The sequence below is a fragment of the Natronorubrum bangense genome, from assembly GCF_004799645.1.
GTDB lineage: Archaea > Halobacteriota > Halobacteria > Halobacteriales > Natrialbaceae > Natronorubrum > Natronorubrum bangense.
On sequence record NZ_CP031305.1, the window covers coordinates 2,308,549 to 2,333,076 of the forward strand.

General features: G+C 60.7%; 25 protein-coding genes and 1 tRNA gene. 15 read left to right on the forward strand and 11 right to left on the reverse strand.

Features of this window, described 5'->3' with window-relative positions; translation table 11 throughout:
- Positions 1–51: 51 nt before the first annotated feature.
- Positions 52–537, reverse strand: coding sequence for a hypothetical protein (locus DV706_RS11520; protein WP_006064248.1), 486 nt, complete (start codon positions 535–537; stop codon positions 52–54).
- 4 nt (positions 538–541) lie between these two features.
- Positions 542–853, reverse strand: coding sequence for an AbrB/MazE/SpoVT family DNA-binding domain-containing protein (locus tag DV706_RS11525; protein WP_006064249.1), 312 nt, complete (start codon positions 851–853; stop codon positions 542–544).
- A 270-nt stretch (positions 854–1,123) separates the two neighbouring features.
- Between DV706_RS11525 and DV706_RS11530 the strand changes: the two genes are divergently transcribed.
- The 3 genes from DV706_RS11530 (at position 1,124) to cdd (ending at position 3,761) form a co-directional block, all read left to right on the forward strand.
- Complete coding sequence (locus DV706_RS11530; protein ID WP_006064250.1) at positions 1,124–1,759, forward strand: MaoC family dehydratase; 636 nt, start codon at positions 1,124–1,126, stop codon at positions 1,757–1,759.
- Between the two features lie 119 nt (positions 1,760–1,878).
- Entirely contained in the window at positions 1,879–3,324 is a 1,446-nt protein-coding gene (locus tag DV706_RS11535) for a phosphohexomutase domain-containing protein (protein WP_006064251.1), read from the forward strand.
- Positions 3,325–3,368: 44 nt separating this feature from the next.
- Positions 3,369–3,761 (forward strand): cytidine deaminase, encoded by a 393-nt coding sequence (gene cdd / locus DV706_RS11540; protein WP_006064252.1) that lies wholly within the window; start codon positions 3,369–3,371, stop codon positions 3,759–3,761.
- Positions 3,762–3,792: 31 nt separating this feature from the next.
- Here the strand turns inward: cdd and DV706_RS11545 are convergent, their stop codons facing one another.
- Positions 3,793–6,255, reverse strand: a complete 2,463-nt coding sequence (locus DV706_RS11545; protein ID WP_006064253.1) for a heavy metal translocating P-type ATPase — start codon at positions 6,253–6,255, stop codon at positions 3,793–3,795.
- A gap of 168 nt (positions 6,256–6,423) precedes the next feature.
- Entirely contained in the window at positions 6,424–6,627 is a 204-nt protein-coding gene (locus DV706_RS11550; protein ID WP_006064254.1) for a hypothetical protein, read from the reverse strand.
- Positions 6,628–6,726: 99 nt separating this feature from the next.
- On the opposite strand from DV706_RS11550, the gene DV706_RS11555 reads away from it, so the two are divergent.
- The 5 genes from DV706_RS11555 (at position 6,727) to DV706_RS11575 (ending at position 10,717) form a co-directional block, all read left to right on the forward strand.
- Complete coding sequence (locus DV706_RS11555; RefSeq protein WP_006064255.1) at positions 6,727–6,921, forward strand: hypothetical protein; 195 nt, start codon at positions 6,727–6,729, stop codon at positions 6,919–6,921.
- The gene (locus tag DV706_RS11560) at positions 6,921–7,718 is read left to right on the forward strand and encodes a cytochrome c oxidase subunit II (protein WP_006064256.1); all 798 of its coding nucleotides are present in this window, start codon (positions 6,921–6,923) and stop codon (positions 7,716–7,718) included. The genes DV706_RS11555 and DV706_RS11560 overlap by 1 nt, the downstream gene beginning before the upstream one ends.
- On the forward strand, positions 7,711–9,498 hold the full coding sequence (locus DV706_RS11565; RefSeq protein ID WP_006064257.1) for a b(o/a)3-type cytochrome-c oxidase subunit 1: 1,788 nt from the start codon (positions 7,711–7,713) through the stop codon (positions 9,496–9,498). The genes DV706_RS11560 and DV706_RS11565 overlap by 8 nt, the downstream gene beginning before the upstream one ends.
- Positions 9,498–9,719 (forward strand): hypothetical protein, encoded by a 222-nt coding sequence (locus tag DV706_RS11570; RefSeq protein WP_006064258.1) that lies wholly within the window; start codon positions 9,498–9,500, stop codon positions 9,717–9,719. The genes DV706_RS11565 and DV706_RS11570 overlap by 1 nt, the downstream gene beginning before the upstream one ends.
- Positions 9,720–9,892: 173 nt before the next feature.
- A complete protein-coding gene (locus DV706_RS11575) occupies positions 9,893–10,717 on the forward strand; it encodes a nucleoside phosphorylase (protein WP_006064259.1) in 825 nt (274 codons plus the stop codon).
- A 125-nt stretch (positions 10,718–10,842) separates the two neighbouring features.
- On the opposite strand, the gene DV706_RS11580 is transcribed toward DV706_RS11575, so the two are convergent.
- From DV706_RS11580 to DV706_RS11590, 3 genes are all read right to left on the reverse strand, one after another.
- Positions 10,843–11,607: a mechanosensitive ion channel family protein gene (locus DV706_RS11580; RefSeq protein WP_006064260.1), complete on the reverse strand. Its 765-nt coding sequence runs from the start codon at positions 11,605–11,607 to the stop codon at positions 10,843–10,845.
- 1 nt (position 11,608) lies between these two features.
- Positions 11,609–12,421 (reverse strand): diadenylate cyclase DacZ, encoded by an 813-nt coding sequence (gene dacZ, locus DV706_RS11585; protein ID WP_006064261.1) that lies wholly within the window; start codon positions 12,419–12,421, stop codon positions 11,609–11,611.
- Positions 12,422–12,753: 332 nt separating this feature from the next.
- Positions 12,754–12,838 (reverse strand) — tRNA-Leu (locus tag DV706_RS11590).
- A 480-nt stretch (positions 12,839–13,318) separates the two neighbouring features.
- On the opposite strand from DV706_RS11590, the gene DV706_RS11595 reads away from it, so the two are divergent.
- Positions 13,319–13,627, forward strand: coding sequence for a transcription initiation factor IIB family protein (locus tag DV706_RS11595; protein WP_006064262.1), 309 nt, complete (start codon positions 13,319–13,321; stop codon positions 13,625–13,627).
- 164 nt (positions 13,628–13,791) lie between these two features.
- Here DV706_RS11595 and DV706_RS11600 read toward each other — a convergent pair whose 3' ends face one another.
- Positions 13,792–14,289 (reverse strand): phosphopantetheine adenylyltransferase, encoded by a 498-nt coding sequence (locus DV706_RS11600; RefSeq protein ID WP_006064263.1) that lies wholly within the window; start codon positions 14,287–14,289, stop codon positions 13,792–13,794.
- A gap of 149 nt (positions 14,290–14,438) precedes the next feature.
- Here DV706_RS11600 and DV706_RS11605 point away from each other — a divergent pair, with 149 nt between their 5' ends.
- Positions 14,439–16,694, forward strand: a complete 2,256-nt coding sequence (locus DV706_RS11605) for an NADP-dependent malic enzyme (protein WP_006064264.1) — start codon at positions 14,439–14,441, stop codon at positions 16,692–16,694.
- A 5-nt stretch (positions 16,695–16,699) separates the two neighbouring features.
- On the opposite strand, the gene DV706_RS11610 is transcribed toward DV706_RS11605, so the two are convergent.
- Positions 16,700–18,199: a right-handed parallel beta-helix repeat-containing protein gene (locus tag DV706_RS11610; protein ID WP_006064265.1), complete on the reverse strand. Its 1,500-nt coding sequence runs from the start codon at positions 18,197–18,199 to the stop codon at positions 16,700–16,702.
- A gap of 2 nt (positions 18,200–18,201) precedes the next feature.
- Positions 18,202–18,348, reverse strand: coding sequence for a hypothetical protein (locus DV706_RS21465; protein ID WP_161569799.1), 147 nt, complete (start codon positions 18,346–18,348; stop codon positions 18,202–18,204).
- A 135-nt stretch (positions 18,349–18,483) separates the two neighbouring features.
- Between DV706_RS21465 and DV706_RS11615 the strand changes: the two genes are divergently transcribed.
- Both DV706_RS11615 and DV706_RS11620 read left to right on the forward strand, forming a co-directional pair.
- Positions 18,484–19,839: an outer membrane protein assembly factor BamB family protein gene (locus DV706_RS11615; RefSeq protein ID WP_006064266.1), complete on the forward strand. Its 1,356-nt coding sequence runs from the start codon at positions 18,484–18,486 to the stop codon at positions 19,837–19,839.
- 88 nt (positions 19,840–19,927) lie between these two features.
- The gene (locus DV706_RS11620; RefSeq protein WP_136350864.1) at positions 19,928–20,299 is read left to right on the forward strand and encodes a 30S ribosomal protein S8e; all 372 of its coding nucleotides are present in this window, start codon (positions 19,928–19,930) and stop codon (positions 20,297–20,299) included.
- Positions 20,300–20,420: 121 nt separating this feature from the next.
- Here the strand turns inward: DV706_RS11620 and DV706_RS11625 are convergent, their stop codons facing one another.
- Positions 20,421–21,416, reverse strand: a complete 996-nt coding sequence (locus DV706_RS11625; protein ID WP_006064269.1) for a phosphate uptake regulator PhoU — start codon at positions 21,414–21,416, stop codon at positions 20,421–20,423.
- A 204-nt stretch (positions 21,417–21,620) separates the two neighbouring features.
- On the opposite strand from DV706_RS11625, the gene DV706_RS11630 reads away from it, so the two are divergent.
- From DV706_RS11630 to pstA, 3 genes are read left to right on the forward strand one after another with little or no spacing between them, the layout of a single operon-like run.
- Positions 21,621–22,655: a PstS family phosphate ABC transporter substrate-binding protein gene (locus DV706_RS11630; protein WP_006064270.1), complete on the forward strand. Its 1,035-nt coding sequence runs from the start codon at positions 21,621–21,623 to the stop codon at positions 22,653–22,655.
- Positions 22,652–23,572: a phosphate ABC transporter permease subunit PstC gene (pstC, locus tag DV706_RS11635; RefSeq protein ID WP_006064271.1), complete on the forward strand. Its 921-nt coding sequence runs from the start codon at positions 22,652–22,654 to the stop codon at positions 23,570–23,572. The genes DV706_RS11630 and pstC overlap by 4 nt, the downstream gene beginning before the upstream one ends.
- A complete protein-coding gene (gene pstA / locus DV706_RS11640; RefSeq protein WP_006064272.1) occupies positions 23,569–24,471 on the forward strand; it encodes a phosphate ABC transporter permease PstA in 903 nt (300 codons plus the stop codon). Before pstC ends, pstA begins: the two co-directional genes overlap by 4 nt.
- The last annotated feature ends 57 nt before the right edge of the window (positions 24,472–24,528 follow it).

Genomic DNA, 24,528 nt, shown 5'->3' on the forward strand with positions numbered 1-24,528 from the left:
TGGTATAAAATTGGGAATCGACTGTCAAAAGCCTACGGCCTCTTTCAACGTCTACGCAGAGACGTCGAACTCGTCGGTGGCGTCTTCGACGTTCTCTGCGACGGCGGAGACGTTCTCTTCGACCTGACCGTGGGCCTCGAGGACGGCGTCGAACGAGCTGTCGACCATCTCGGAGTAGTTCGCGGCGAACTCGTCGTAGGCGGCTTCGGACTCATCGAGCATCTCGAGCATGGACTCCATCGACTGGGTCTGGGCTTCGGAAGCGGAGTCGAAACCGTCGTCGACGAGTTCACGCATCTCGTCGAAGTCGGCGGCGTCCTCGGGCATCGAGGCCTCGAGGGCGTCGAAGTAGGCGTGGATGGCGCCTTTGGTCATCTCGGTGTTGGACTCGAAGAGGGAGCTCGAGGACTCCATCGCGTCGCTGAGGGCGCTGATCGACGCCTTCTGGGCCTCGAGGGCGTCGTGGGTAAGGTTCTGGGACTGTTCAACTGCGGTGCGCTGTGCGTCGAAAACGGCGGTGAATGGGTTCTGTGTCATGGTATTAGTCTCGGTTTCGTTTGACGGGTACGACGATCGTCTGGACGATATCTCCCTCTTCGATGTCGAGGGCTTCCCGCTCTGGACCGGGAATACTGATCCGACCACCGCTCTGGACACGGGCTTTGAACGTTGCCGTTCCCATGTTCATCGGGCCAAGCGCTGACCCGGTGTCGAACGGGTTCGAGCTTCCGGCTTGCATCATCTTCTGCAACAGCTCCTGCTGGGATTCGGCAACCTGCTCGCCTGCCTCCTGCATCTGTTCGGTGAACATCGCAGGTGGGAACCAGGGCGTTCGGTCGGAGTCGTCCGTCATCACCTGTAACAAAGAACCCGACGCATATAAAACTTCCCACCAAAAACCATCTGATGCCATTGAGTGGTTCAATTTGTATTTCGACTCCGCTAGATGTTTCTGTCTGTGTTTTCTCCCTCACATACATGTGGTATCGTAGATCAATCGTTATTTTCGACAAAACAGCCCCAAGAGCACCTCTAGTACTAAATTACTCGGCAACATATAGAGTAAATTCGCCTTGGGTAAGCCAAAGAAGTCATAACCATCACACACCTACAGACAGACTAGATGTCCCACCAGAACACCGCGAAAGACAATTTCGCTGCGATGACTGACGCGTGGGCGACGATGACACAGACGGTCCTCCAGAGTGCAACCGCGGCAAACCGTGCAGCGATGTCCGCAATGTTGGCACCGGGGCTTTCGAACGGATCAGGAAGCGAGACTGTCGCTGCATCGATCCCGTCGATCGATCACTCTCATCTCGACTGGCAGTTCGACCGAACCGTCGACGATACCGAGAATATCAGCGTCGGCGACACTGTCACGTTCGAGAAGGTCCTCAGTGAAGACGACGTTCGTGCGTTCGCACACATAAGCGGCGACACAAACCGACTGCACCTCGACGAGGGGTTCGCAAGCGACACCCGATTTGGCGAGCGGATCGTCCACGGCACGCTCGTCTCCGGACTCATCAGCGCCGCGCTGGCTCGACTCCCCGGACTCACGATCTATCTCTCCCAGGATCTCGAGTTCAGTGGCCCCGTCGGGATCGGCGACCGCGTCTCCGCCCGCGTCGAAGTCGTCGAAGACCTCGGCAACAGACAGTACCGACTCGAGACGGTCATCCGGAACGAGGACGACGATGCGACCGTCATCAACGGCGAGGCTGTCGTGCTGATCGACGATCTGCCTGACGAGTAATCGCTGTCTCAACGGCACCCCAACGTCGTCAGTCGGCTTGCCACCACACAGCTGCCGGTCCGATCCCCGCCCGGAGCGTGTGCAATGTTGCTAAGTAGCTCCTCGCGGAACGCCTCCCTATGACCTTATTCGGGACTGCAGGAATCCGTGGTCCAGTCGAGGAGGTGACGCCGGCGCTGGCACTCTCAGTCGGCCAGGCCGTCGGAGAACCTGGCAAAACGGTCGTCATCGGCCGCGATGGTCGAGAGACCGGCCCCGCACTCGCTGCGGCCATCGAAGCCGGCCTCGAAAGTGCCGGTGCCGACGTCCGTCGACTCGGTGAGGTACCGACGCCAGCACTCGCGTTCGCCTCGCGTGGACGAACAGGCGTGATGCTCACCGCGAGTCACAACCCGCCCACGGACAACGGGATCAAGCTCTTTGCTGATGGCGTCGAGTACGACCGAACTGCCGAACGGGCCATCGAAGACCAGCTCGACGGTGCCAAGCACACGACCGAACTCGCTTCGTGGGACGAGTGGGGCCAGTCGTCGACCCTCGACATTCTCGAGCAGTATCGCGACAGTGTCGTCTCATACGTTCTCGAGCAGTTCGACGGCACGGACACGGCACAGCCTGCGTCTACTGGCCCCCTCTCTGGGCTCTCCATCGCCGTCGACTGCGGCAACGGGATGGGATCGGTTGCGACACCACAGGTCCTCGATCGACTCGGTGCCGAGGTCGTCGCAGTCAACGCGAACGTCGATGGCCACTTCGTCGCCCGCGAGAGCAAACCGACACCGGAGACCCTGTCGGCGTTTACTGCCTTTCTCGAGGAGGGAACGGAGACACAACGCGGCACGGAACGAACACGCGGTGAACCCGCAAGCGGATTCGATCTTGGGCTGGCCCACGACGGGGATGCCGACCGACTCGTCGTACTCGATTCGGATGGAGAGGTCATCCACGAAGACACGATTCTCGCCGTCGTCGCAGCCCACTACACCGACGCGGCAGATGTCGACGATCCGGTCGTCATCACCACACCCAACGCCTCCGCCCGCATCGACGAACAGGTCCGTGACGCTGGCGGCCGCGTCGAACGGGTCCGACTCGGGGCGCTTCACGAAGGTATCGCCCGAGAACGAAGCCATGGGAGCGACGACACTGAAATCGTCTTCGCCGCCGAGCCGTGGAAACACATTCATACGGCGTTCGGTGGCTGGATCGACGCCGTCGTCAGTGCTGCCGTCGTCGCCGCGTTAGTCGCCGACGCCGGCGGGACAGACGCCCTTCGGGCACCTGTCTCCGAGCGCCCCTACCGAAAGGTGAGCGTCGACTGTCCCGACGACGCCAAGGCCGATACGATGGCTACTCTCGAGACCGCGCTCCCCGAGGCGTTTTCCGATGCCATAGTCAACACCGACTACGGCGTTCGCCTCGAGTTCGACGACGCTTCGTGGGTACTCGTCCGACCGAGCGGCACCGAACCGTACGTGCGTCTGTACGCCGAGAGTGACACCGTCGACGAACTCGTCGAGACGACACGCGGCGTCATCGAGTCCGCAGTGGCCGAGTCGACGTAGCGTGCAGTAGGCAGTTTCTTGCACTCGCTCGAATCAGTACACCCATGTACGATCTGATCGATGCCGCCCGTGACGTCCAGTCAGCTGCTCACGTTCCGTACTCGGAGTACGCCGTCGGCGCTGCGCTCGAAACCGAAGCTGGCGAGGTCTTCGTCGGCTGTAATCTCGAGAACGCCAACTACAGTAACAGCCTGCACGCCGAGGAAGTCGCGATCGCCGAGGCGGTCAAAAACGGCCACCGCGAGTTCGCCCGCATCGCCGTCAGCTCCGGTCGCCGGGACGGTGTCACCCCCTGTGGGATGTGTCGCCAGACGTTAGCCGAATTCTGTGACGACGAACTCCTCGTCATCTGTGACGAAGGCGATGCCGAACCGCCAACGGAGTACACGCTCGGCGAACTGTTGCCGAATACGATCTCCGAGGAAACACTCGAGTAGCGCCGTTCGTCCGGGCTGGGTTCATGCCCGATCACAGCGACCGCGAGGAGTTGAGGACAACGAGCAGACTGCTTGTCGCCATCGCCACCGCCGCGAGCAACGGGTTCAGCAGGCCGACGATTGCGAGCGGAATCGCAATCGCGTTGTACATGAACGCCCAGCCGAGATTCTGACGGATCCGCCAGTAGGTTCCAGCGGCGATATCGAAGATCTCGACGACTGCCTCGAGGTCGTCGCCGACGATGACTGCGTCGGCAGCGTCAGTTGCAAGCTGTGTCCCACTTCCCATCGCGATACCGACATCTGCGGCGGCCAGCGCCGGCGCGTCGTTGCTCCCGTCGCCGACCATCGCAACCGTCCCGCGAGCGCGAAGTCGCCGAACAGTCTCGGCTTTTGCCTCCGGCGGGACCCCAGCGAAAACGTCGTCGACACCGTCGACGGCTCGGAACCGGTCGGCTGATGCGCCCTCGTCGCCGGTGAGAACGACGACTTCCCGGCCATCAGCGAGCGTCTCGACAGCGGCTTCCCAGTCTTCTCGTGGCGAGTCACCGACGACGACCACGCCGTGAGCCCGATCGTTCCAGCCGACGACGACCGGAACGTCGCCGGCTGCTCGCACGTGATCGATCCGGTCCTCGAGTGCTGCGGGAATCGAGAGCCCGTGTTCACGAAGCAGGTCGGGGTGGCCGACGAACACCTGTTCGCCGTCGATGACACCGCTTACGCCGCGGGAATAGCGCTCGAAGCCATCGGCGTCGGCAGTTGTCTCGAGATCGTGATCTTCGGACGCTGCTTCGGTGATAGCCTGTCCGATCGGGTGTTCCGAGAGCGCCTCAACGGCACCGGCACGCCGCAAGATCGTTTCGGGGCTGGCATCTGTGGCCGTCGAGTCCGCTCCCGTGACGACGTGAACGCCCTCGACGGACATCCGGCCTTCAGTGAGTGTGCCAGTCTTGTCGAGGACGACGATGTCGATATCCGGCGCGTCCTCGAAAATCGTCTCCGCGGCGACGACGATCCCCCGTCGTGCGGCCGTCTGCACACCGGAGGCGATTGCAAGCGGTGTCGCGAGGCCGAGCGCACAGGGGCAGGAAACGATGATAACGGTTAGGCCGACGAGAAACGCCGTAGAGAGCGGCGACCCTGTCGCGAGCAAAAGTGCAGTGACAGTTGCTGCGAGGACGACGACAAGCGGCACGAAAATCGTGGCGAGCTTGTCCGCGAGTCGCTGGACGCCGGGCCGTGCACTCTGGATCGACCAGAGCAAGGAGACGAGCCGGTCGTGAGTGCTCTCGGCGTCGTCACCGACTTCGACGACCAGTGGAGCGTCGGTGACGACGGTCCCTCCTCGAACCGGATCGCCCGCCTGCTTTTCGACGGGCAGTGATTCACCAGTGACCAGCGACTCGTCGACGGCAGCTTGTCCGTCAATGACGGCACCGTCGAGTGGCACGCGCTCACCAGGCCTGACGAGCAGGTGTTCGCCGGGGTCGACAGCTGAAAGCGGGACCATCTCACCGTCGTCTGCACGCCGGGCTTCGTCGACCTGTGACTCGGTTAGATCCGAGAGCAGGCCAGCAGCCCGGCGCTTGATCAGCCCCTCGTAGTACGTCCCTGCCGTAACGACGAGGATAATCGCGACTGTGACGTCGAAGTACAGATCTGTCCGGCCGAGACCCATCGCTAGCGTGCTGTATGCGTACGAACCCACCGCAGCGAGCGTGACGAGCAGGTCCATGTTCGGCATTCCGGCTCGAAGGCTCACGTACGCACCGCGTAAGATTGGATAGCCGGTGTAAAACAGGACGAACGACGTCATCAGCCAGATGTTCGCGACGACGTAGTACCCATCGTAGCTGCCGAACTCGGCCAGCGGCTCGTAGCCGAAGTATGTCGGATACAGAAACAGCGCATACCAGATCATCACCATCATACCGAACATTCCGCCGCCGATCAGGAACTTTACCAGCGCCGCGTCTCGAGGCTCGTCGCTGCGTCCCTCACCACGATCGCGAGCGTCGTAGCCATAGCCGGAGACGAGCTCTGGAAGCCTCTCCGCCTCGAGCGACTCGGGATCGTACACCAGCCGGAGCGTATCCGTTGCGTAACTCGCTTCTGCACCGTTGATGCCGTCGGTGGCAGTCGCACGCGTCTCGAGAAACGCCTCACAGGTCGCACAGTGCATTCCGTCGACGGCGAGAAACGCATCTTCGCCATCAAACTCGTCTAAGTCGGGGCCGTCATCGTCGAGTCGGTCCCGGACGGCGTCGGCGTCGGTATCGTCGACCGTCTCGAGCGTTCGGTGGACCTCGAGACAGCCCTGACAGCAGAAGACGCCGTCGACGTCGTCTGCGGTGATGGGGTCGGCCGGTGTCGGAAACGAACAGAGCGTACACTCACCGCTGTCAGCCGCCTGTTGAGTGTCTGTGCCTGGCTCGCTGGAGGGAGTTTCGACGGCCGCATCGGTTTCAGAGTGTGGTGGGAATCGGCTCATGAGCTAAATTCAATATTACAGACTCACGATAGCTGGTAAGACCGTGTTAGCAGATGTGAAAGAGTAATCCTGTCTATCAGCAGGACGGTTAGCAAGCGGACGCCTCGACGATACGTGTGGACTTCGGGGAGTCAGCTGGACACGCGAACGAGTCACGTGAGGCCAGACTTACGACGCTTCGCTCGACCCGTGAGCGTGCGAGTCGCTGACGGGCCCGAACGCGATATAGAGGCTGGTGATGATGATCAAGACGTTGAGTGCAGAGATGGCGCCAGCGGGCAGTGAACTCCCGAACGCATACCAGGTGACCGGCAAGAGCGCCAGTAAGCCGACCACGAGTCCGACTCGTGGAGAGAGCTCTTCGAGTTCCATACTGGACAGGTGGGAGTCGGATTCTATAATAACACTCACCGTTCCTACGGAGTGAGAATGAGTCAAGCTGTTAAGCAAGGACTATCCTAACACGGGCGTATGGGTCAGGCGACAGAAGAGCCAGAGCAACTACAAGAGATCGGCCACGACGAGTACGATCCAGTCGGGACACTCGCACTGATCGGACTGTACTTCGTCATTCTTGTGTTGCTATGGTTTTTCGTATACTTCGTTGAATTCCTTGGCAACGATCCGACAGTTATTGGTACGATGTTGATTGGGGGGATAGCCTGATGAACATTCACTCATACGAGAAGCTGTGGTTGATCGCCGCATTGCTGTTGATCGTTGGGTTCATCGCAACGATCACGTACGGCTCAGTTGGTCTCGGCATCGCGATGGTCGACGACAGCCAAGATACTGTCAACCCCGGCTCTCTCGATGAAGACTTCGGCGAACCACGTGTCGAGCACGTGGGTGAAAACGAGTATGAGGCATACGTCATCGCGCAGACGTTCATGTACCAGCCGGATCCAATCGAGGTGCCCGAAAATAGCGAAGTCACGTTCCATGTGACCAGTCGGGACGTCATTCACAGCTTTAGCCTCGTTGGGACCAACGTCAATACGATGGTGATACCCGGCGAGGTGTCGTCGATGACCGCAGAGTTCGACGAGCCCGAAGAGTACGGCGTCGTCTGTAACGAGTACTGTGGCGATTTCCACCACACGATGGAGGGAATGGTACACGTCGTTCCTGAAGACGAGTTCGACATGACCGAGCTCTCGGTCGAAGCAGACGACGAGGTCGAACTCGGTGACGAGGCGACGTTCAACGTTACAGTCGAGAACGGCATGCTCGACGATCTCGAGACGACGGTCACGTTCGAGATCGACAACGAGACGGTCGAAGAGGAGATCACCGTCGCCGGCGATGGCACCGAGGAGACGACGTTCACCGTCGACTCGTCGGATCTCGGCGAGGGTGACCACGACTGGACGATTACGGTTGACGACTACGATGACAGCGGAACGCTGACCGTGGTCGACGAACTCGAAGACGAGAACGACGGAGGCAACAACGATGAGTAATGCATATATTGATCAGTTTCCTGCGGAAGCGAAAGTAGTCAAGGCGCTGTTCTACAGCTCCTTTGTCGCACTCGCACTCGGTGGCGTGTTCGGGATCATCCAGACGCTTCACCGAACGGATATCTACCGGTTTATTGACTCGGCGGACTACTACTCCGTCCTCACTGCACACGGTGTGTTCATGGTGATCACGTTCACGATCTTCTTCCTCGTGGGCGTATTCACCTGGGGTGTGACGACCAGTCTCGACAGGGAAGTCGAGGATATCCGATTCACCTGGGCGTGGGTCGGACTGATGTCGCTCGGGACTGTGATGGCTGCCGTGCCAATTCTCGCTGGTTTGACTGATTCGATCGACATGAGCGCAGCGGTGCTGTTTACGTTCTACGCACCGCTACAGGGCCATCCCCTGTTCTATCTCGGTCTCGTGTTGTTCGTCGTCGGGACCTGGGTCGCCGGGGCTGACTGGTTCCGATCCTGGTGGGCGTGGAAGAAGGAAAACCCTGACGAACGAATTCCGCTCCCGACGTTCATGGTGTTGACGACGATGATCATGTGGTATATCGCCACGTTGGGCGTTGCCACATCGATCCTCGTCTTCTTGCTGCCGTGGTCGCTCGGCTGGATCGATAGCATCAATCCGCTGCTCACCAGAACGCTGTTCTGGTTCTTCGGCCACCCAGTCGTCTACTTCTGGCTGATGCCGGCGTACATGATGTGGTACGTCATGCTGCCGAAGTTCTCCGGTGGAAAACTGTTCAGTGACCCACTGGCCCGCGTCGGGTTCGTCCTGTTCCTGTTGCTGTCGACGCCAGTTGGGATCCACCACCAGTATCTCGACCCCGGCATCGCAGAAGGATTCAAGTTCATCGCGATGACGAACACGATGTTCCTCCTGCTGCCGAGCTTTCTGACCGCCTTTACCGTCGTTGCCAGCATGGAACACGGTGCCCGCCAGCGCGGCGGAACGGGCTACTTCGGCTGGCTCAAAGCCCTTCCGTGGCGTGATCCAGTCTTCGCCGGGATGGCGCTTGCTGGCTTGCTGTTCGCTGCCGCTGGCTTCTCGGGGATGGTCAACGCCGGGATGAACATCAACTATCTCGTCCACAACTCCCTGTGGGTCGTCGGTCACTTCCACCTCACCGTCGGTACCGCCGTTGCGCTGACGTTCATGGCCGTCTCCTACTGGTTCATCCCACAGGTGACGGGCAAGGAACTCTGGAATCGCTCCGTTGCGCTGGTCCAGGTCGTCCTCTGGTTCATCGGGATGACGTTCATGACGAACTCGATGCACCGCGCTGGATTGATCGGGATGCCACGCCGGACTGCCGAACCACAGTACGACGGCTTCGAGTTCGAAACGGCCGTCGGCTCTGTCAGTGAGCTTGACGCCCAGATCGCACTGGGTGGGTTGTTGCTCACCCTCTCGCTGGTGTTGTTTTTCGCCAACATCATCGGCACGGCATTCGGCAGTCGCAGCGACAACCTTCCAGACAACGGGTACGCCGAGGCACTGTCCGGCTCCGATGACGCACCGCGCGTGCTCGACAACCTCAAACTCTGGACCGCGATCGCGGTCGTGCTCGTGATCATCGCGTACTCGCTCCCACTGATGAGCATCGTTGACCGTGGCGGGCTCTACGGCCCCGACATCACCCCGCTCCCGGTTAGCCTCGAGTCAGTGACGTTCCTCGCGTTCGCTGTCGAACACGCCGCAACTGCCACACTCGAGTCGGCCGGAACCGCAGCACAGAGCGCGCTTTCGGGGGTGATGAACTAATGCGTATCTCGAAAGCAGGACTGCTGGTTGCACTGGCGTTTCTCGCACCGATTCTCGTCGAGTTGCGGACGGTGCTCGCCTGGTTCGATATCCATCTGAGCGTCCTCGAGACGGTTGTACTCGGTGGTATCCTCGTCGTTGCAATCCTCGTGTGGGCGTTCTTACCTGAAGACGGCGACGAGACGACGTCCGAGCGGGACGTCTCGAACTCGGAGCTGTAATCCGAGCGGTACACACGGTTCGATCGTTTTTTTCGTCCCTCGAACGAGACTGACCTGAGCTCCGGATACAGGCACGTCTGTCTCCGCTGAGACGATCCCAGTTTCGCGAGTCATCCTGGCGATCGGATCGTCCCGTATTTATATACGGTGCCGGCTCGAATCGCCGCTACTCGATGACCGGCGACAGCGAAAACCCGAACACAGACGTACAGTACCATCTCGAGGTCGGTCCCGATGACGTCGCGTCGACCGTGCTTCTCCCGGGCAACCCCGACCGACTCGAGAAAATCGTGGCTCACTGGGACAATCACGAAATCGAAGCCCACCACCGCGAGTACCGGACTGCGACGGGGTCCTACGAGGGGACGCCGATCTCCGTAACGTCGACTGGGATCGGCAGTCCGTCGGCTGCCATCGCCGTCGAGGAACTCGCTCGCGTCGGCTGCGAGACGTTCATTCGCGTTGGTTCCTGTGGAGCGATCCAGCCCGAGATGGCCGTCGGTGATCTCGTGATTACGACCGGTGCGGTTCGCCAGGAGGGGACCAGCGACGAGTACGTCCGAGAAGACTACCCCGCCACAGCCGATCACGAGGTCGTCAGCGCGTTGATCGCCGCAGCTGACCGACTCGGCTACGACTACCACACGGGGATCACGATGAGTGCGGATTCCTTCTATGCGGGGCAGGGTCGGCCAGGGTTCGACGGCTTCGAAGCCGCCGGATCGGCCGAGCTCGTCGACCAACTCAAAGCCGCGAACGTAAAGAACATCGAGATGGAGGCGAGTGCGATACTGACGCTTGCAAACATCTACGGACTCCGTGCGGGTGCCGTCTGTACCGTCTACGCCAACCGTGAAACCGGCGAGTTCCGAACCGAAGGCGAATCACGCGCCGCCGAAACCGCGACGCTTGCGACACACCTCCTCGCGAAGATGGACGCGATCAAGCGTGAGGCTGGCGCGGACCGCTGGCACGCCGGCCTTTCGCTCGAGGACTGATACGGACTGCTGTCCTGAGTCTCGGCACGACCCAAGACGAGCCGCGGCTGCGCCGGCACTGACGGACAACGGTCCGTCTGTGATCTTCGCTACCCAGCGCACGACACTCGGTCGAGGGACTCTCGCTAGTCCCGAATCCGGACAACCCCATCCTCAAACACCTTCCGGTTCGGCACGATATACTCCTCGGAGTCGTCCTCGATTTTCGTCACGAACAGGTCGACCTCTTGGACGATTCCCGTCTGGTTGCCGACCCGAATCCGATCCCCGATCCCGTAGGGCTGGTCGAGCAACAAATAAATCCCGGCCGCACTCGAGACCAGAAAATCCTTGAACGCGACAGTGCCGACGATGACGAGGCCAACGGCGTACACCGTAAGCAAAATCAGCAGTGCCAGCACGTGAACGCCGATCTGGCCCAACGCGATGATGAAGGTCACATACAGCACGGAGTATTTGACCAGCTTCGGAAGCAGCGAAACCTCGGGGAGTTTGACCCCGCGGAGATACTCGCCAACGACCAGTTCCGCCTTGTCAGCGATAATGAAGCCGAGAATCAACACAAGGACGGCAATAAACACCTGCGGAATAAACTCCGTCACTCGCAGCCAGAACGCGTCGGTATCCAACAGCTGTGCGATGTGAATCGCCGTCAGAACGGCGATCCCATAAATAAACCACGAGCTCAAGCGGGCGACGATCTTGACCGTGGAGGTACCAATCGACTGGGCGGTCCGCTCGAACGGCGTCCCCTCGACGGCCTCGGGCACCCCGGATGCAGAGAGGAGCTCTTCGTTGAGCCGTCCGACCAGATAGCCGACGACGATCCCGAGTGCCAACACCGCCGCAGCGATGACGGCTGGTTCGTCGATGAGGGTCTGCCAGTCCATATCAGTACGCCTCCGGATCGACCTCCAGGATGAGCTCGCCGGCCTTGAACGCTCGAACGAGCCCATCGCTTTCGGAGAGCACGATCGTAATCGCGTTCGTGTCCCGCGTGATCGCACCACCGGCCATATGCCGCGCTCCCAGTCCCTTCGGGATGTCGACCCCCTCCGCGGATGGCTCGAGGTAGCGATACGCCGAGACGATCTTGCCCGCATCCGAGATGATGAAGGCGCCGTCGAGTCGTGAGAACTCCTTGAGCATGACGTTCACGATCGGATCGCCGACGTGAACGTGAGACTTCTCGAAGGGGTTGTACGACAGTGGACGGGACTTGTTCATCACCTTTCCTGCATCACCGACGACGAACAGCGCACCGACCGGCTTCCCTTTCTGTCCTTTCTTCCCGAGTTCGACCGCCAGCTCGAGGACGGCTTTGACCACTTCCGGCTCTGCACGCGATTTGACGAACAGATCGTAGATCCCGGTGCGCGTTTCCGCATCCGCTCGAACACGCGAGACGGTGTCGATTCCGTCGCTGAACACGCTCGTTGCACAGGCGAGTTCGTCGCCGTCTTCGATCAAATCCTGTTCGATGGCACCCTCGAGTCCGAACTTGATCCGGTCTCTGATGTCGTCGAACGCGAGCGGAAGTTCGACGAACGTCTCTGCACCCACGGTGTTTTCCGTTCCGATGACGATCAGATCGAGGTCCTCAATACTCGCACAGCGCTCGTAGTACGAGCCACTTGGTGAGAAAAGGATCGCAGCATCGACACCCTGAAAGAGCTCCCCGAATACGTCGTCTAACCCGGCCATTAATCATACAAGCTTCGCCCCGTGAATAAGCGTTTTGGACGTCTGACACGCGTCTGCTGTCCGCAGAACGGCTTCGAAACGGTGTGGTTGGGTGGGGTCGGTTCGGCCACTGCTCTCGCCCACATGTCACGACATCAGTTCTCTCGTGGGTGTGTCCGTCGCTCGAGACATGGCCAGTGGCGTCTTCTCGTTCGACGGCTGTCAGTCGCGTAACTGCTCGGAAAAGTATGCGCGGGAACGGATTCGAACCGGATGAAACCTCGCTCCGCTCGGTTTCCAGGGTTCGACTCCTCATCGCGATGCTTCTCCTCGCGGAATTGCTCGGAGAAGCATGCGCGGGACCGGATTCGAACCGGCGGATCCCTATGGAACAGCGTCCTAAGCGCTGCGCCGTTGGCCTGGCTTGGCTACCCGCGCTCATCTCCTGATTTTCACGAATCGAGTAAGTACCTGTCGGTCCGCGTCAGCGCTGCTTCACTGGTTCCTCAGGAGACCAGTCAGGGGGCACAATAAACGTAACGTGCTCAGACGCGCGAAGCTGGTGGAGTTCCGCTGCGTGTTCGGCCAGCGAGCGATCCCGGTACGGCATCTCGAGGCCGCAGCCGGTACAGACGAGTTTGCAAGTGGGCTCTTTCATGGACAGACGCAGCCGTAAACCGAAACGGGTGACGGGCGTCGGTTCGACTGTTGGTGGCTCTCTGCTTTAGTAGTCGTATCCTAGTGGAACTGACAGTGAACGGCCAATTTTGCGACTCGTTCGTATCGATACGTTGCCCCGCCGTAGTACCGTATTGGACAACGCGGTCGTCGAAACTAGCAGCGCCATATCTATTAACTGATATCAATAGAAGACGGTCAACCCCGTACTTTATTCGCACGGAGACGATAGTCCGGTGTATGCACAGCGCTCGAGATCGTATCGAGTATGAACAGTGGCTCGAGGAACTCGAGACCATCGCCGAACGGCTCGAGTTGTCGACCGACGCGCGGTCGTGTGCGATGGACCTGTTTCTCGCTGACGTTCCCGAGGACGACCGCTCGAAACAGGCGGTCCTCGCCGCGAGTCTGTATGCCGGGTCGCTCGTCGCTGGCGACGGCCGGACTCAGGGGACAGTCGCTGACGCTGCGGATGTCTCGCGACTTTCGATTCAGTCACGCTGGAAGGACTTGCTTGAACAAGCCGGACTCGAGCCGCCACGGTGGTAGCGGTGACTGTTTCGGTGGGTTTCTCTACGAAGTGGTATGATGTACCATGGTAACTGCGTGATACGGGGGCGAAATCGGATGTAACAGTCCGGGTTCTGTCTGGTAGACCGAGTAATACGCTGCCGACGAAGCGGAATAAAACGTTTGCTGACGGCTCCCAACTGTCACCGCGCGTCGTCTGGGTTATCTGCTGTCTCGCTCTCTTTGAGGACGGTTCCGTGCTCATCGATTTCACCGCGAACGATTCGAGTGCTCGAGATGATGTCGCCGTCGTCGGCAAGCATATGCGGAACCACGACGACATCGAGTGGATCGTGACCCCGTTCACGCCTGATCTCGTTGATCCGCTTCCCACCGTTGCGAGTTTCGGGTGAGACGACCAGGTAGTCGAACTGCGGCTCGGTCGCGATACCCGTTGGCTCATCGAGCCGGCGAATTTCGAACTCGCGGTCCTGTTCGGCGGCGAGTGGCTCGAGTTCCGTCTCGAGCCGCTGCTTTCGTTCGCTGAACGATCTCACGCGCCGTTCGACGTGCCGTGTCTTCGGTGCGAGATCGTCACTCGTCAGTCCCACGGTCACATCGCCGAGTTCGAACGCCCGTTCGAACAGCCGGCGATGGCCATCGTGGACGGGGTCGAACGTCCCACCAAGCGCGACGTCCATACCCCACCACACTGTCGCGGTGCGTATAAAACGGTCGAATCGGTGAATCGTCTCTTTGGACAGTCACGTATGCTATGTGGGCTGACTTTCGACATATGACGAAAGTCCCCTTCGCATTGTTTTTAGTAGTCCCCTGCAGTGTCACCGGTATGGGACTAGATGAGGATTCACTGGAGTACCACCGGACCGATCCCCCCGGAAAGATCGAGATTTCGACCACGAAACCGACGAATACGCAGCGTGATCTCTCGCTTGCGTACTCGCCCGGCGTCGCCGCGCCGTGTTTAGAGATCGACGAGGACGAGACCGACGCCTACACCTACACGGCCAAGGGCAACCTGGTCGGCGTCGTCTCGAACGGCTCTGCCGTGCTCGGTCTCGGCGATATCGGTGCACAGGCGTCGAAACCCGTTATGGAGGGGAAGGGCGTCCTGTTCAAGCGCTTTGCCGACATCGACGTTTTCGACATCGAACTCGACGAAGCCGACCCTGACAAGCTCGTCGAAGCCGTCAAAATGATGGAGCCAACCTTTGGCGGCATCAACCTCGAGGACATCAAAGCCCCCGAGTGTTTCACCGTCGAGGAACGCCTGCGCGAGGAGATCGACATTCCGGTCTTCCACGACGACCAACACGGGACCGCCATCATCTCGGGTGCTGCATTGCTCAACGCTGCAGATATCGCCGGCAAAGAGCTCGAAGACCTCGAGATCACGTTCTCCGGTGCCGGCGCAAGTGCGATCGCGACGGCCCGCTTCTACGTCTCGCTTGGCTGCAAAAAGGAGAACATCACCATGTGTGACTCCTCGGGAATCATCACCGAGCAGCGAGCGGCGGAAGGCGAACTCAACAAGTACAAACGGCAGTTCGCTCGCGACGTTCCTGAGGGCGACCTCGCGGACGCAATGGAGGGGGCGGACGTCTTCGTTGGCCTCTCGATCGGTGGCATCGTCTCACAGGAGATGGTCCAGTCGATGGGTGACAACCCGATCGTCTTCGCGATGGCCAACCCTGATCCGGAGATTGGCTACGAGGATGCCAAAGCGGCCCGAGACGACGACGTTATTATGGCGACTGGGCGCTCGGACTACCCCAACCAGGTCAACAACGTCCTCGGATTCCCCTTCATCTTCCGTGGCGCACTCGACGTGCGCGCGACTGAGATTAACGAGGAGATGAAAGTCGCTTGTGCCGAGGCGCTGGCCGACCTCGCGCGTCAGGACGTTCCCGACGCAGTTGTCAAGGCCTACGGCGACGAACCGATCCAGTACGGCCCGAACTACATTATCCCAAAACCGGTCGACCCCCGCGTGCTCTTCCGCGTTGCACCATCGATCGCCGAAGCCGCGATGGAGTCGGGTGCCGCCCGGACGGAACTCGACCCCGAGGCCTACGAAGAGGAACTCGAGGCCCGTCTGGGCAAGTCCCGCGAGATGATGCGCGTCGTCCTCAACAAAGCAAAGAGCGACCCCAAAACGGTCGCGCTTGCGGAGGGTGAAAACGAGAAGATGATCCGGGCAGCCTACCAGATCCAGGAGCAGGGAATTGCCCTGCCGATCCTTATCGGCGACGGAGACGAGATTCGACAGACGTCGGCAAACCTCGGCCTTGATTTCGATCCACAGATCGCAGATCCATCCGTCGGCGATTACGAGGGCTATGCTGATCGCCTGCATGAACTGCGCGCACGAAAAGGTGTCACGCGGACCGAGGCAGGCGAACTCATCGAACGCGACTCGAACTACTTCGGGAGCGTGATGGTCGAACAAGGCGACGCTGATGCGCTTTTGACCGGGCTCTCACATCACTACCCCTCGGCGCTGCGCCCACCGCTGCAGGTGATCGGCACCGACGAGGACGTCGACTACGCCGCGGGTGTCTACATGCTCACGTTCAAAAACCGCGTGCTCTTCGTGGCCGACGCGACGGTCAACCAGGATCCCGATGAGGAAGTTCTCGCCGAGGTCACCAAACAGACCGGCAAGCTCGCACGCCGGTTCAACGTCGAGCCGCGCGCTGCCCTGCTGTCGTACTCGAACTTCGGCAGCGTTAACAATGAGGGGACGCGCAAGCCACGCCGGGCCGCAAGCATGCTACAGGACGATCCCGAGGTCGACTTCCCCGTCGACGGTGAGATGCAGGCCGACACCGCCGTCGTCGAGGACATCCTCGAGGGAACGTACGGCTTCTCCGAACTCGATGAGCCGGCGAACGTGCTCGTCTTCCCGAATCTCGAGTCGGGCAACATCGGCTACAAGTTGCTCCAGCGACTCGGCGGCGCAGACGCCATCGGCCCGATGCTCGTCGGCATGGACGAGCCGGTCCACGTCCTCCAGCGGGGCGATGAGGTCAAAGACATCGTCAATCTGGCTGGTGTGGCCGTCGTCGACGCGCAAAAAGAGTAATCCGATTACGAAGACGCCCACTCCCGTAGCGCCCCGTCGACGACGACCTCGCGTCCCACGTTCGTGAACGAGACGCCGCCGTAGGCGACGCTACAGCCGGGTCCCGAGTAGATGCCGGCATCGCCACAGTCCGCTGCGCGAGCGGTCGTCAGCGTCGCGTCGACGTTCTTCCGGAACCGGAACGCCTGACTGTCCGCTCCCGTAGCCGTCACGGTACTCAGCTTCAGGTCGTCCATATCGTCGAAGAGGATCGAGTTCGTGAACTCACCGTCGACGATGGTGTTTGCGATCTCGGCGCCGTCGAACCCGCCCGCATAAATTCCCGATCCGGCGGCCAGCCCTCTATTGTCGGTTCTGATCGTGACGTTGCTGATCGTCAGCTCTCGCCGGCCGCTTTTGATTTGACCGAGCGAGATGCCTCTCGCGTTCTCGATACACGAGACGGAGTCGATCGTCAGATCGGCAATCTCGTCGCCGGTATCGGCCCTGATCGCCGCGTACAGGCAGCCGGTGATGTAGCCATCGCTGATCGTGATCGACTCGTTTCCGTTCCGGTGTATGTGGACGCCGTAGTCAGGGCCGTTCCCCGGATCGATCTCGAAGTTTTTCAGAGTACAGTTCCGCGTCGGGGTCCCGTCACTCCTGGACAGCAGCTCGTCGGTTCCGTTCCAGACGCTGTTCGATGCAATCTCCGACGTCTGGTTGTCGAACTGGATCGGTGCGTCCGACCCGCCGTCGCCGCCTCGAGTCGCCCAGTAGCCGTCGATGACGACGTTTTTGGACGATACGACATCGATGTGGTGATAGTAGATGCGGTCGCCATAGACGTTTTCGAGCCGGACGTTCTCGGCGTGGGCGGGCATGATCCCGTTTGACGCGGGCGAATCGATGCGGACGTTGCAGACCCCCCAGTTCGATGCGCCACCGTATTCGACCGTATCGTAGCCCCTGTTGGACAGGAGTGCTCGTCCTTCCCCGCCGTCGGGGCGCGTTCCTTCGAAGACCGTCGCGCGACCCGCGCCCAGCAAGATTGTGTCGTCGCCGATCAGCGGCGTCCGCTCGAGGAGATACCGGCCGGGCGGGAAGTAGACGATCCCGCCGCCGGCCGATTCGACCTCCGCGAAGAGATCGTGGACGTCCTGGCCGACCTCGGTCTCGCCGTCGCCCTCGATCCCGTGGGCTTCGACGTTCCAGACGGGGGTCTTCGCGGTGCGCGCGTGGACGAGTTGCGCCGCGTCGAAGTGACTCGTTCCTGGGACCGGCTGGTCCGAACACCCTTGCCCGCCGAAATAGACCCAGTCCCCGCTCGAGACATCCCAGCGCCAGGTAATCCCCTGATCGGTCGCGTGGTACAGTTCGTCGTCGTACTCGCCCGATGCCGGCCGGTCGGCGATCGGTCCCCGAACGATCGCGTGCTCGTCGACGGCTTCGACCGTGTCGGTGTGATCCCACGCTTCGCCGTCCTCGAACGTGCCCAGTCCGAGTCGCGGTGTTCGGTCGCCCACGCTTACTCGCCTCCGGATCCGTATCTACGACCGTAGGCGGTTCCGTAGCCCGACGCCGACGCATCGCTTTCCGTGCAGCCTGCCAACAGGAGGGAGGTGCTCGAGACCGCAACGAGAACGTCCCGTCGGCGGAGGTCTGAATCTATCATATTCACAGACTGTCATACCGTCGTATAAATATGTTGTCTCGAACGCGGTAGGGAGCACCACCGCCATTGCATTCGTGACGACTGCGAAAACAGTGGATTTTTGCGAGTCTTACTCGAGGCGCTGTTTAGAACCCCATGCGATTTCCAAACCGAGACGCGGTATCCGAGCGCAGGTCAGACCGATCCGCTGGACTCTCCCGACGGCGATTGCTCGGTGTGAGCGGCGCGGCCGCGGCGGCCGGACTCGCTGGCTGTGTCGACCTCCCGACAACGCTTGGCGGTCGCGTCGACGAGTCGGCTGCAGTGTCGCTGTTCCACGGCGGACTGCGCCGTCTCGGCTACTACCCTGACGAGACCGTTCCGGAGTCAGTGACCGTCAACTGGACGTTCCCGATCAACTACGTCGGCCATACGGCGGCCAAGGCCAGCCCCGTCCCAACCCCCGACGGGGAAACGATCATTTTTGCGGGCGACAACGGCCGGGTCCACGCGTACGCGCCCAGCGGCGAAAAGCGCTGGTCGACTCTCACCGGTGCGACGGAACTCGGCTTCCACGGCTCGGCGGCTATCGTCGGTGACACCGCCTACATTGGCGGCTACGACGGCGACCTCTACGCGCTGGCCGTCGACAGCGGCGAAATCGTCTGGCGAACGCGGTCAGACGAGCTAGACGGCGCGCTCGCGATTGGCTCGAGTCCGGCCTACCACGACGGAACGCTCTACGTCGTTTCCGAGTACGGCTCGCCCTCTTCGGGCGCGCTCTGGGCGATCGACCCTGACACCGGCGAACCGACCTGGAGCGACGACCGCATGTGGGGCCAGCCCCACCCCTCACCCACGATCGATCTCGAGGCGGGCCGGATCCTCGCCGGTTCGAACGACGGCGTCGTCTACTGCTGGGAGTACCCCTCGCTCGAGTTCGCCTGGGCGTTTCAGGCCGACGCGGACGGCGAGGAACGCGAGGGGGGCGCGTTTCGTGCAGGTGCCGAAATCAAGGGGACCACCGCGGCTTACGACGGCTACGGCTACGTCGGGAGCTGGGACGACAGCTTCTACTGCATCGATCTCGAGGACGGCAGCGAGGAGTGGGCGTTCGAGACGGATCGCTCGATCATGTCGAATCCGGCGGTCGATGTCGACGAGGAAATCGTCTACATGGGTAACGACGACGGGTACGTCTTCGCCCTCGAGGTCGCTTCCGGCGAGGAGCTATGGTCAGCGGATGTCGGCGGGCGCGTTATCGGTGCGCTGACGGTCACCGCAGAGACCGTGCTAGCTGGCTCGTACGACAGCCACCTCTACGCGCTGGATAAGGCAACTGGCGACCGGCGGTGGCGGGTCGAGAACCGGGGACGGGTTACCAGTGCGCCAGTGCCCGTCGACGGTCGGCTCTACTACGCTGAACGCGGCGTCTTTTCGAACTACTACAGCAGCGCGGAGACGAGACTAGTGGAGCCTGGCCACGCCTCCTGTCTGGTTAGCAACGAGTAACGGGGGCCAGTACTGCCGGACAGCACGTCCACTCGCCGGAAAAGCGCATAGCAGTGCATTCAAGTATACGCCAGCAATTTGATCGAGTATGCAAAATCAGGGACGCTCTACGCGAAAGCGAACCGGTGGCCGACTGAAGAACGTACGCAAACGCCGTAAAGACGAACTCGGTCGCCTGCCGACGGAGACGCAGGTCGGCGAGCCACGATTCCGCACTGTCGACGTCCGCGGCAACGGAACGAAGACGCGCGCGCTCGCGACGAACGTCGCAAGCGTCAACAAAGGCGACGAGACGGTCTCGGCCGAGATCGAAGACGTCGTCGAGAACGACGCGAACCCGAACTACGTCCGCCGAAACATCATCACGAAAGGCGCCCTCATCGAGACGACTGAAGGACAGGCACGTGTTACGTCCCGTCCCGGTCAGACCGGACAGGTCAACGCCGTTCTCCTCGAGTAAGACCACAGCTCTCACCTGAGCTCCTGGCGTTTTCAGTCCCGTGAGCAGCTGCTATCGGCCGCGTGACTGGTCAGATAATGCCACGTTCTCGCGTTCGAGACGAATCAGAAACCGATAGCTGTCAGGGTCGTGGGGCAGCCTTCTGGAGTGCCGTCTCGGCGATGTTGCCGCCGTAGTCAGCGCTCCGAGAGAGCGAGTCGACGATCAAGCCGAGCGATTGGGCCTGGACGGGTTCTAACTCCCGGAGCATGTCATCGATCGTCCGCGTATGGTCGTCGATCTCGAGGACAGCCTCGCGAGCGGCATGTCCAAGTCGATTCGCCTCCTCAGTGTCGTCAGCGACCAGTGCATCCATCGATTTCTCGAGGACATCTGAGGCATCCGCGTGAAGACTGACGATCGCATCGGCGACAGCCCCGGGGATCTCGTCGAGTTTGAGGGCGAGATTGCTGATCTTGGCGGCGTGGTCGGCAACGCGCTCGAGTTGGCGTGCACTCGAGTGGTAGTCGAAACAGTCCTCCCGTGGTACGCCAAGCTCTTCGGCAGCACGCGGAGAGCGCAGCGTCGCCCGGAAAATTCGCGAGACGACCAGCCAGAGTCGGTCGACGTCGTCGTCACGTTCGATGACGTCCGTGGCGATGTCGTCGTCGTTTTCGATGAGTGCCGTGACTGCGTCCTCGAGCATCGATCGTGCGATCAAGCGCATCCGTGAGACGGCGTTGACGATCGACAGCTCCGAAGAGTCGAGCAGATCCTGGATAACGACGCTGTCAGTCGTCTCCGAGAGCACTTCGACGCCGACGAGACTCTGTGTTGCACTCCGAATCGCGCTGCGCTGGTCGGTCGTGATACGGCTTGCCTCGAGGCGGATAATGTCGAAGCCGCTGACGTACATCGTCATCACGGCTCGAGTGAGTCGTTCGCCTGCGAGGTCGGTGATGTCGAGTGTCCCCTCTTGTCGATCGGACTCTCGCTGTGGTGTCAGTAACAGAGAGTCGTTTTCAGGATAGAACTCGACGACCGTCCCGGCGCTGACGCCGTTGTCGGTTGCCCAGGGTTTTGGGAGCGAAACAGTATACGTTGAGCCACCCGTTACCTGGACCTTTCGCGTCTCCATACGATCGCATTCTGGCGTATACTGATAAATCCATCTGCCTCTATAGACCACCAGAGATGTCGTTGTGAACTCGTGTCTCCGTGGTGATAAGGTGTGCTCCAGAGAGAGCAGCGATCTGTCTGCCAGTGTCACTGGGTGTCGAACATAGAGATATATAGATAACATAGCAGGGTATTTAGATAGATTCGCCTATAGAGTGCACTGATGGGAAACGAGCCGATATCCGGTTCAGACGGCGCGGTTTCTCGCCGTCGGTTTCTGCTCGGCACTGCCAGTGCCGGACTGACGGGACTTGCTGGCTGTCTCGTCCGGGGCGAGGACAGCGGGCTCGAGGGGGAGATTCGGATGGATGGCAGCAACACGGTGTTGCCCCACGGGGCCGTGGTCTCTGAAGAGTTCCAGTGGCGAAACAACCGCGTCATCGTTCCGGTTCGCGGATCGGGAACGGGCGCGGGGTTCCAGCGCTTCTGTAATGGGGATACCCACGCACAGAACGCGAGTCGCCCGATACTCGAGGACGAACAGACGATCTGTGAATCGAACGGGATCGACTATCTCGAACTCGAGACGGCACTCGACGGACTGGCCGTCTTCGCCAACCCGGACAACGACTGGTGTGACTGTCTCACCGTCGACGAACTCCAACAGATCTGGGAGTCGGGGTCAGATGTCGAGACGTGGAGTGACGTCCGCGATGAGTGGCCCGACGAGGAGTTCGACCTCTACGGCCGTGATCCGGCCTCGGGAACGTTCGACTACTTTACCGAGGAGATCAGCGGTGAGATCGGCGATATCAGATCTGACTACTCCGCGAGTGCGGACACGAACGTGATCGTCCGCGGCGTTCGCGGGAGTCAGTATTCGCTTGGCTTCGGTGGTGCTGGCTACTACTACGAGAACGAGGACGATCTCAAACTCATCGCCGTCGACAACGGCGACGGCTGTGTCAAACCGGATCGAGAGACGATCGAAAGCGGCGAGTACCAGCCGCTGACGCGACCGTTGTACACCTACTTCCGGATGGATGCATTCGAGCGCGAGGAGGTTCGTGCGTTCGCTCGCTTCTACTTCGAGGAGATCGACGGTGAGGCGACGGAGGCAGACATTGTCGAATCCGGAGAGACCCTGAGCTGGACCGAGTGGGCTGCCCGCCGAGTGGGGTACTACGCGATTCCCGACGAACAAGTCGAGGAAAGCCGGCAGAAACTCGAGGATGCGATCGAAGAGGCGACAGCATGAGCCAAGCCGATACAACGATTACTGCAGGCGGAAGTAGTATCGACGACCGAAAAAACGATTTTATCAAATACGTCTTCTTCTCCTGTGCGTTCGTCACGGTGTTGACGACGCTGGGGATTATCCTCGTGCTCATTCAGGGCTCGATCGAGTTCTTCCAGCACGTCTCGATCGTCGAGTATCTCACTGGAACGAACTGGTCGCCGGTGATTCGGCCCTACAGCTACGGCGTGTTGCCGCTGGTCTGGGGGACGTTGATCATCACGGTTGGCTCGGCGCTCATCGCGATCCCCGTCGGGACGGCCACAGCGATCTATCTCAGTGAGTACGCAGAGCCACGGGTCCGTAAGGTCATCAAGCCAACACTCGAGATCCTTGCGGGTATCCCGACGATCGTTTACGGCTTCTTCGCCCTGTCGTTTATTACGCCGGTGATCCAGCTCGTGTTCCCCCAGACGGGGACGTTCAACGCCGCTGCGGGGGCAATCGTCGTCGGGATCATGATCATCCCGATGGTCTCGAGTCTGAGCGAAGACGCGATGTCGTCGGTGCCGGACGAGTTGCGGAACGCGGCCTACGGCCTCGGCGCGACGAAGTTCGAAGTATCGACGAACGTCGTCGTTCCGGCGTCGCTGTCGGGCGTGGTTGCATCCTACATTCTCGCGCTGTCGCGAGCCATCGGGGAGACGATGGCTGTCACACTCGCTGTCGGGATGACTCCCCAGATTACGGCAAACCCGCTCGATTCGATCCAGACGATGACTGCGTACATGGTCCAGATCGGGATCAGTGACGTCTCGGTCGACTCGATCGGCTACCAGAGCCTGTTCGCTGTCGGCTTGACGCTGTTTATACTGACGCTGGCGATGAACATGATCAGTCTATGGGTTAAATCGCGCTACCGGGAGGAGTACCAATGAGCACGAACAATCCCTTTGCCGAGGGCACGGACAACATCGAACGAAAGCGGCGGATCGGTCGCGTATTCGTCGGCATCTGTTTCGCCTCCACGCTCGTCGGCATCGTTGCACTCGTTGCCCTGCTCGCCGACGTCATCTACGAGTCGTGGGGCTGGGTTACCTGGGAGTTCCTGACGTACCCGCCGTCACAGGTCGTCGAGAACTTCCTGCCCGATGGTCGTGGGGCCGGGATCTATCCCGCGATTATCGGCTCGGTCTTCCTCATCGCGTTGACCGCTGTCTTCACCATCTTCCTCGGCGTTGGTGCGGCAGTCTACCTCGAGGAGTACGCGGCTGACAGTCAGCTGAAATCGTTCATCGAGGCGAATATCGCGAACCTCGCCGGTGTCCCATCGATCGTGTACGGACTGCTCGGACTGGCGATCTTCGTCCGGGGGATGCAGTTGGGCTCGAGCCTTATCGCCGGTGCGCTGACGCTGACGCTGCTGATCCTCCCGATCGTCATCGTCTCGACACAGGAGTCGTTGCGGTCCGTTCCGGACTCACAACGGCAGGCTGCCTACGGGGTCGGTGCGACCCAGTGGCAGGTTATTCGTGACGTCGTCCTGCCGCGGGCGTTGCCGGGGATCATGACGGGAACGATCCTCTCGCTGTCGCGGGCGATCGGCGAAACGGCACCGATCCTGATGGTCGGTGCGGCAACGTCGCTGTTCGTCTCTCCTGACAGCCTCACAGCGCCGTTCAGCGCCATGCCGATGATGATCTTCGAGTGGGCGACGCTGCCCGAACCCGAGTTTCAACACGTCGCCGCCGCCGGGATCGTCGTGCTACTGACGATCCTGTTGTTGATGAACGCGGTTGCGATCTTGATCCGGAACAAGTACGACCCCAGAAGCTGAACGCGGGCGGTCGACGAAATCGACCGCTCTGTTGTCCGCTCCCGTGACTTTTTCACC

Bases quoted from the DNA above. Each gene is read 5' to 3' on its own strand.
- DV706_RS11520 (WP_006064248.1), bottom strand. From the start codon at position 537: ATGACACAGAACCCATTCACCGCCGTTTTCGACGCACAGCGCACCGCA.
- DV706_RS11525 (WP_006064249.1), bottom strand. From the start codon at position 853: ATGACGGACGACTCCGACCGAACGCCCTGGTTCCCACCTGCGATGTTC.
- DV706_RS11530 (WP_006064250.1), top strand. From the start codon at position 1,124: ATGTCCCACCAGAACACCGCGAAAGACAATTTCGCTGCGATGACTGAC.
- DV706_RS11535 (WP_006064251.1), top strand. From the start codon at position 1,879: ATGACCTTATTCGGGACTGCAGGAATCCGTGGTCCAGTCGAGGAGGTG.
- cdd (WP_006064252.1), top strand. From the start codon at position 3,369: ATGTACGATCTGATCGATGCCGCCCGTGACGTCCAGTCAGCTGCTCAC.
- DV706_RS11545 (WP_006064253.1), bottom strand. From the start codon at position 6,255: ATGAGCCGATTCCCACCACACTCTGAAACCGATGCGGCCGTCGAAACT.
- DV706_RS11550 (WP_006064254.1), bottom strand. From the start codon at position 6,627: ATGGAACTCGAAGAGCTCTCTCCACGAGTCGGACTCGTGGTCGGCTTA.
- DV706_RS11555 (WP_006064255.1), top strand. From the start codon at position 6,727: ATGGGTCAGGCGACAGAAGAGCCAGAGCAACTACAAGAGATCGGCCAC.
- DV706_RS11560 (WP_006064256.1), top strand. From the start codon at position 6,921: ATGAACATTCACTCATACGAGAAGCTGTGGTTGATCGCCGCATTGCTG.
- DV706_RS11565 (WP_006064257.1), top strand. From the start codon at position 7,711: ATGAGTAATGCATATATTGATCAGTTTCCTGCGGAAGCGAAAGTAGTC.
- DV706_RS11570 (WP_006064258.1), top strand. From the start codon at position 9,498: ATGCGTATCTCGAAAGCAGGACTGCTGGTTGCACTGGCGTTTCTCGCA.
- DV706_RS11575 (WP_006064259.1), top strand. From the start codon at position 9,893: ATGACCGGCGACAGCGAAAACCCGAACACAGACGTACAGTACCATCTC.
- DV706_RS11580 (WP_006064260.1), bottom strand. From the start codon at position 11,607: ATGGACTGGCAGACCCTCATCGACGAACCAGCCGTCATCGCTGCGGCG.
- dacZ (WP_006064261.1), bottom strand. From the start codon at position 12,421: ATGGCCGGGTTAGACGACGTATTCGGGGAGCTCTTTCAGGGTGTCGAT.
- DV706_RS11595 (WP_006064262.1), top strand. From the start codon at position 13,319: ATGCACAGCGCTCGAGATCGTATCGAGTATGAACAGTGGCTCGAGGAA.
- DV706_RS11600 (WP_006064263.1), bottom strand. From the start codon at position 14,289: ATGGACGTCGCGCTTGGTGGGACGTTCGACCCCGTCCACGATGGCCAT.
- DV706_RS11605 (WP_006064264.1), top strand. From the start codon at position 14,439: ATGGGACTAGATGAGGATTCACTGGAGTACCACCGGACCGATCCCCCC.
- DV706_RS21465 (WP_161569799.1), bottom strand. From the start codon at position 18,348: ATGATAGATTCAGACCTCCGCCGACGGGACGTTCTCGTTGCGGTCTCG.
- DV706_RS11615 (WP_006064266.1), top strand. From the start codon at position 18,484: ATGCGATTTCCAAACCGAGACGCGGTATCCGAGCGCAGGTCAGACCGA.
- DV706_RS11620 (WP_136350864.1), top strand. From the start codon at position 19,928: ATGCAAAATCAGGGACGCTCTACGCGAAAGCGAACCGGTGGCCGACTG.
- DV706_RS11625 (WP_006064269.1), bottom strand. From the start codon at position 21,416: ATGGAGACGCGAAAGGTCCAGGTAACGGGTGGCTCAACGTATACTGTT.
- DV706_RS11630 (WP_006064270.1), top strand. From the start codon at position 21,621: ATGGGAAACGAGCCGATATCCGGTTCAGACGGCGCGGTTTCTCGCCGT.
- pstC (WP_006064271.1), top strand. From the start codon at position 22,652: ATGAGCCAAGCCGATACAACGATTACTGCAGGCGGAAGTAGTATCGAC.
- pstA (WP_006064272.1), top strand. From the start codon at position 23,569: ATGAGCACGAACAATCCCTTTGCCGAGGGCACGGACAACATCGAACGA.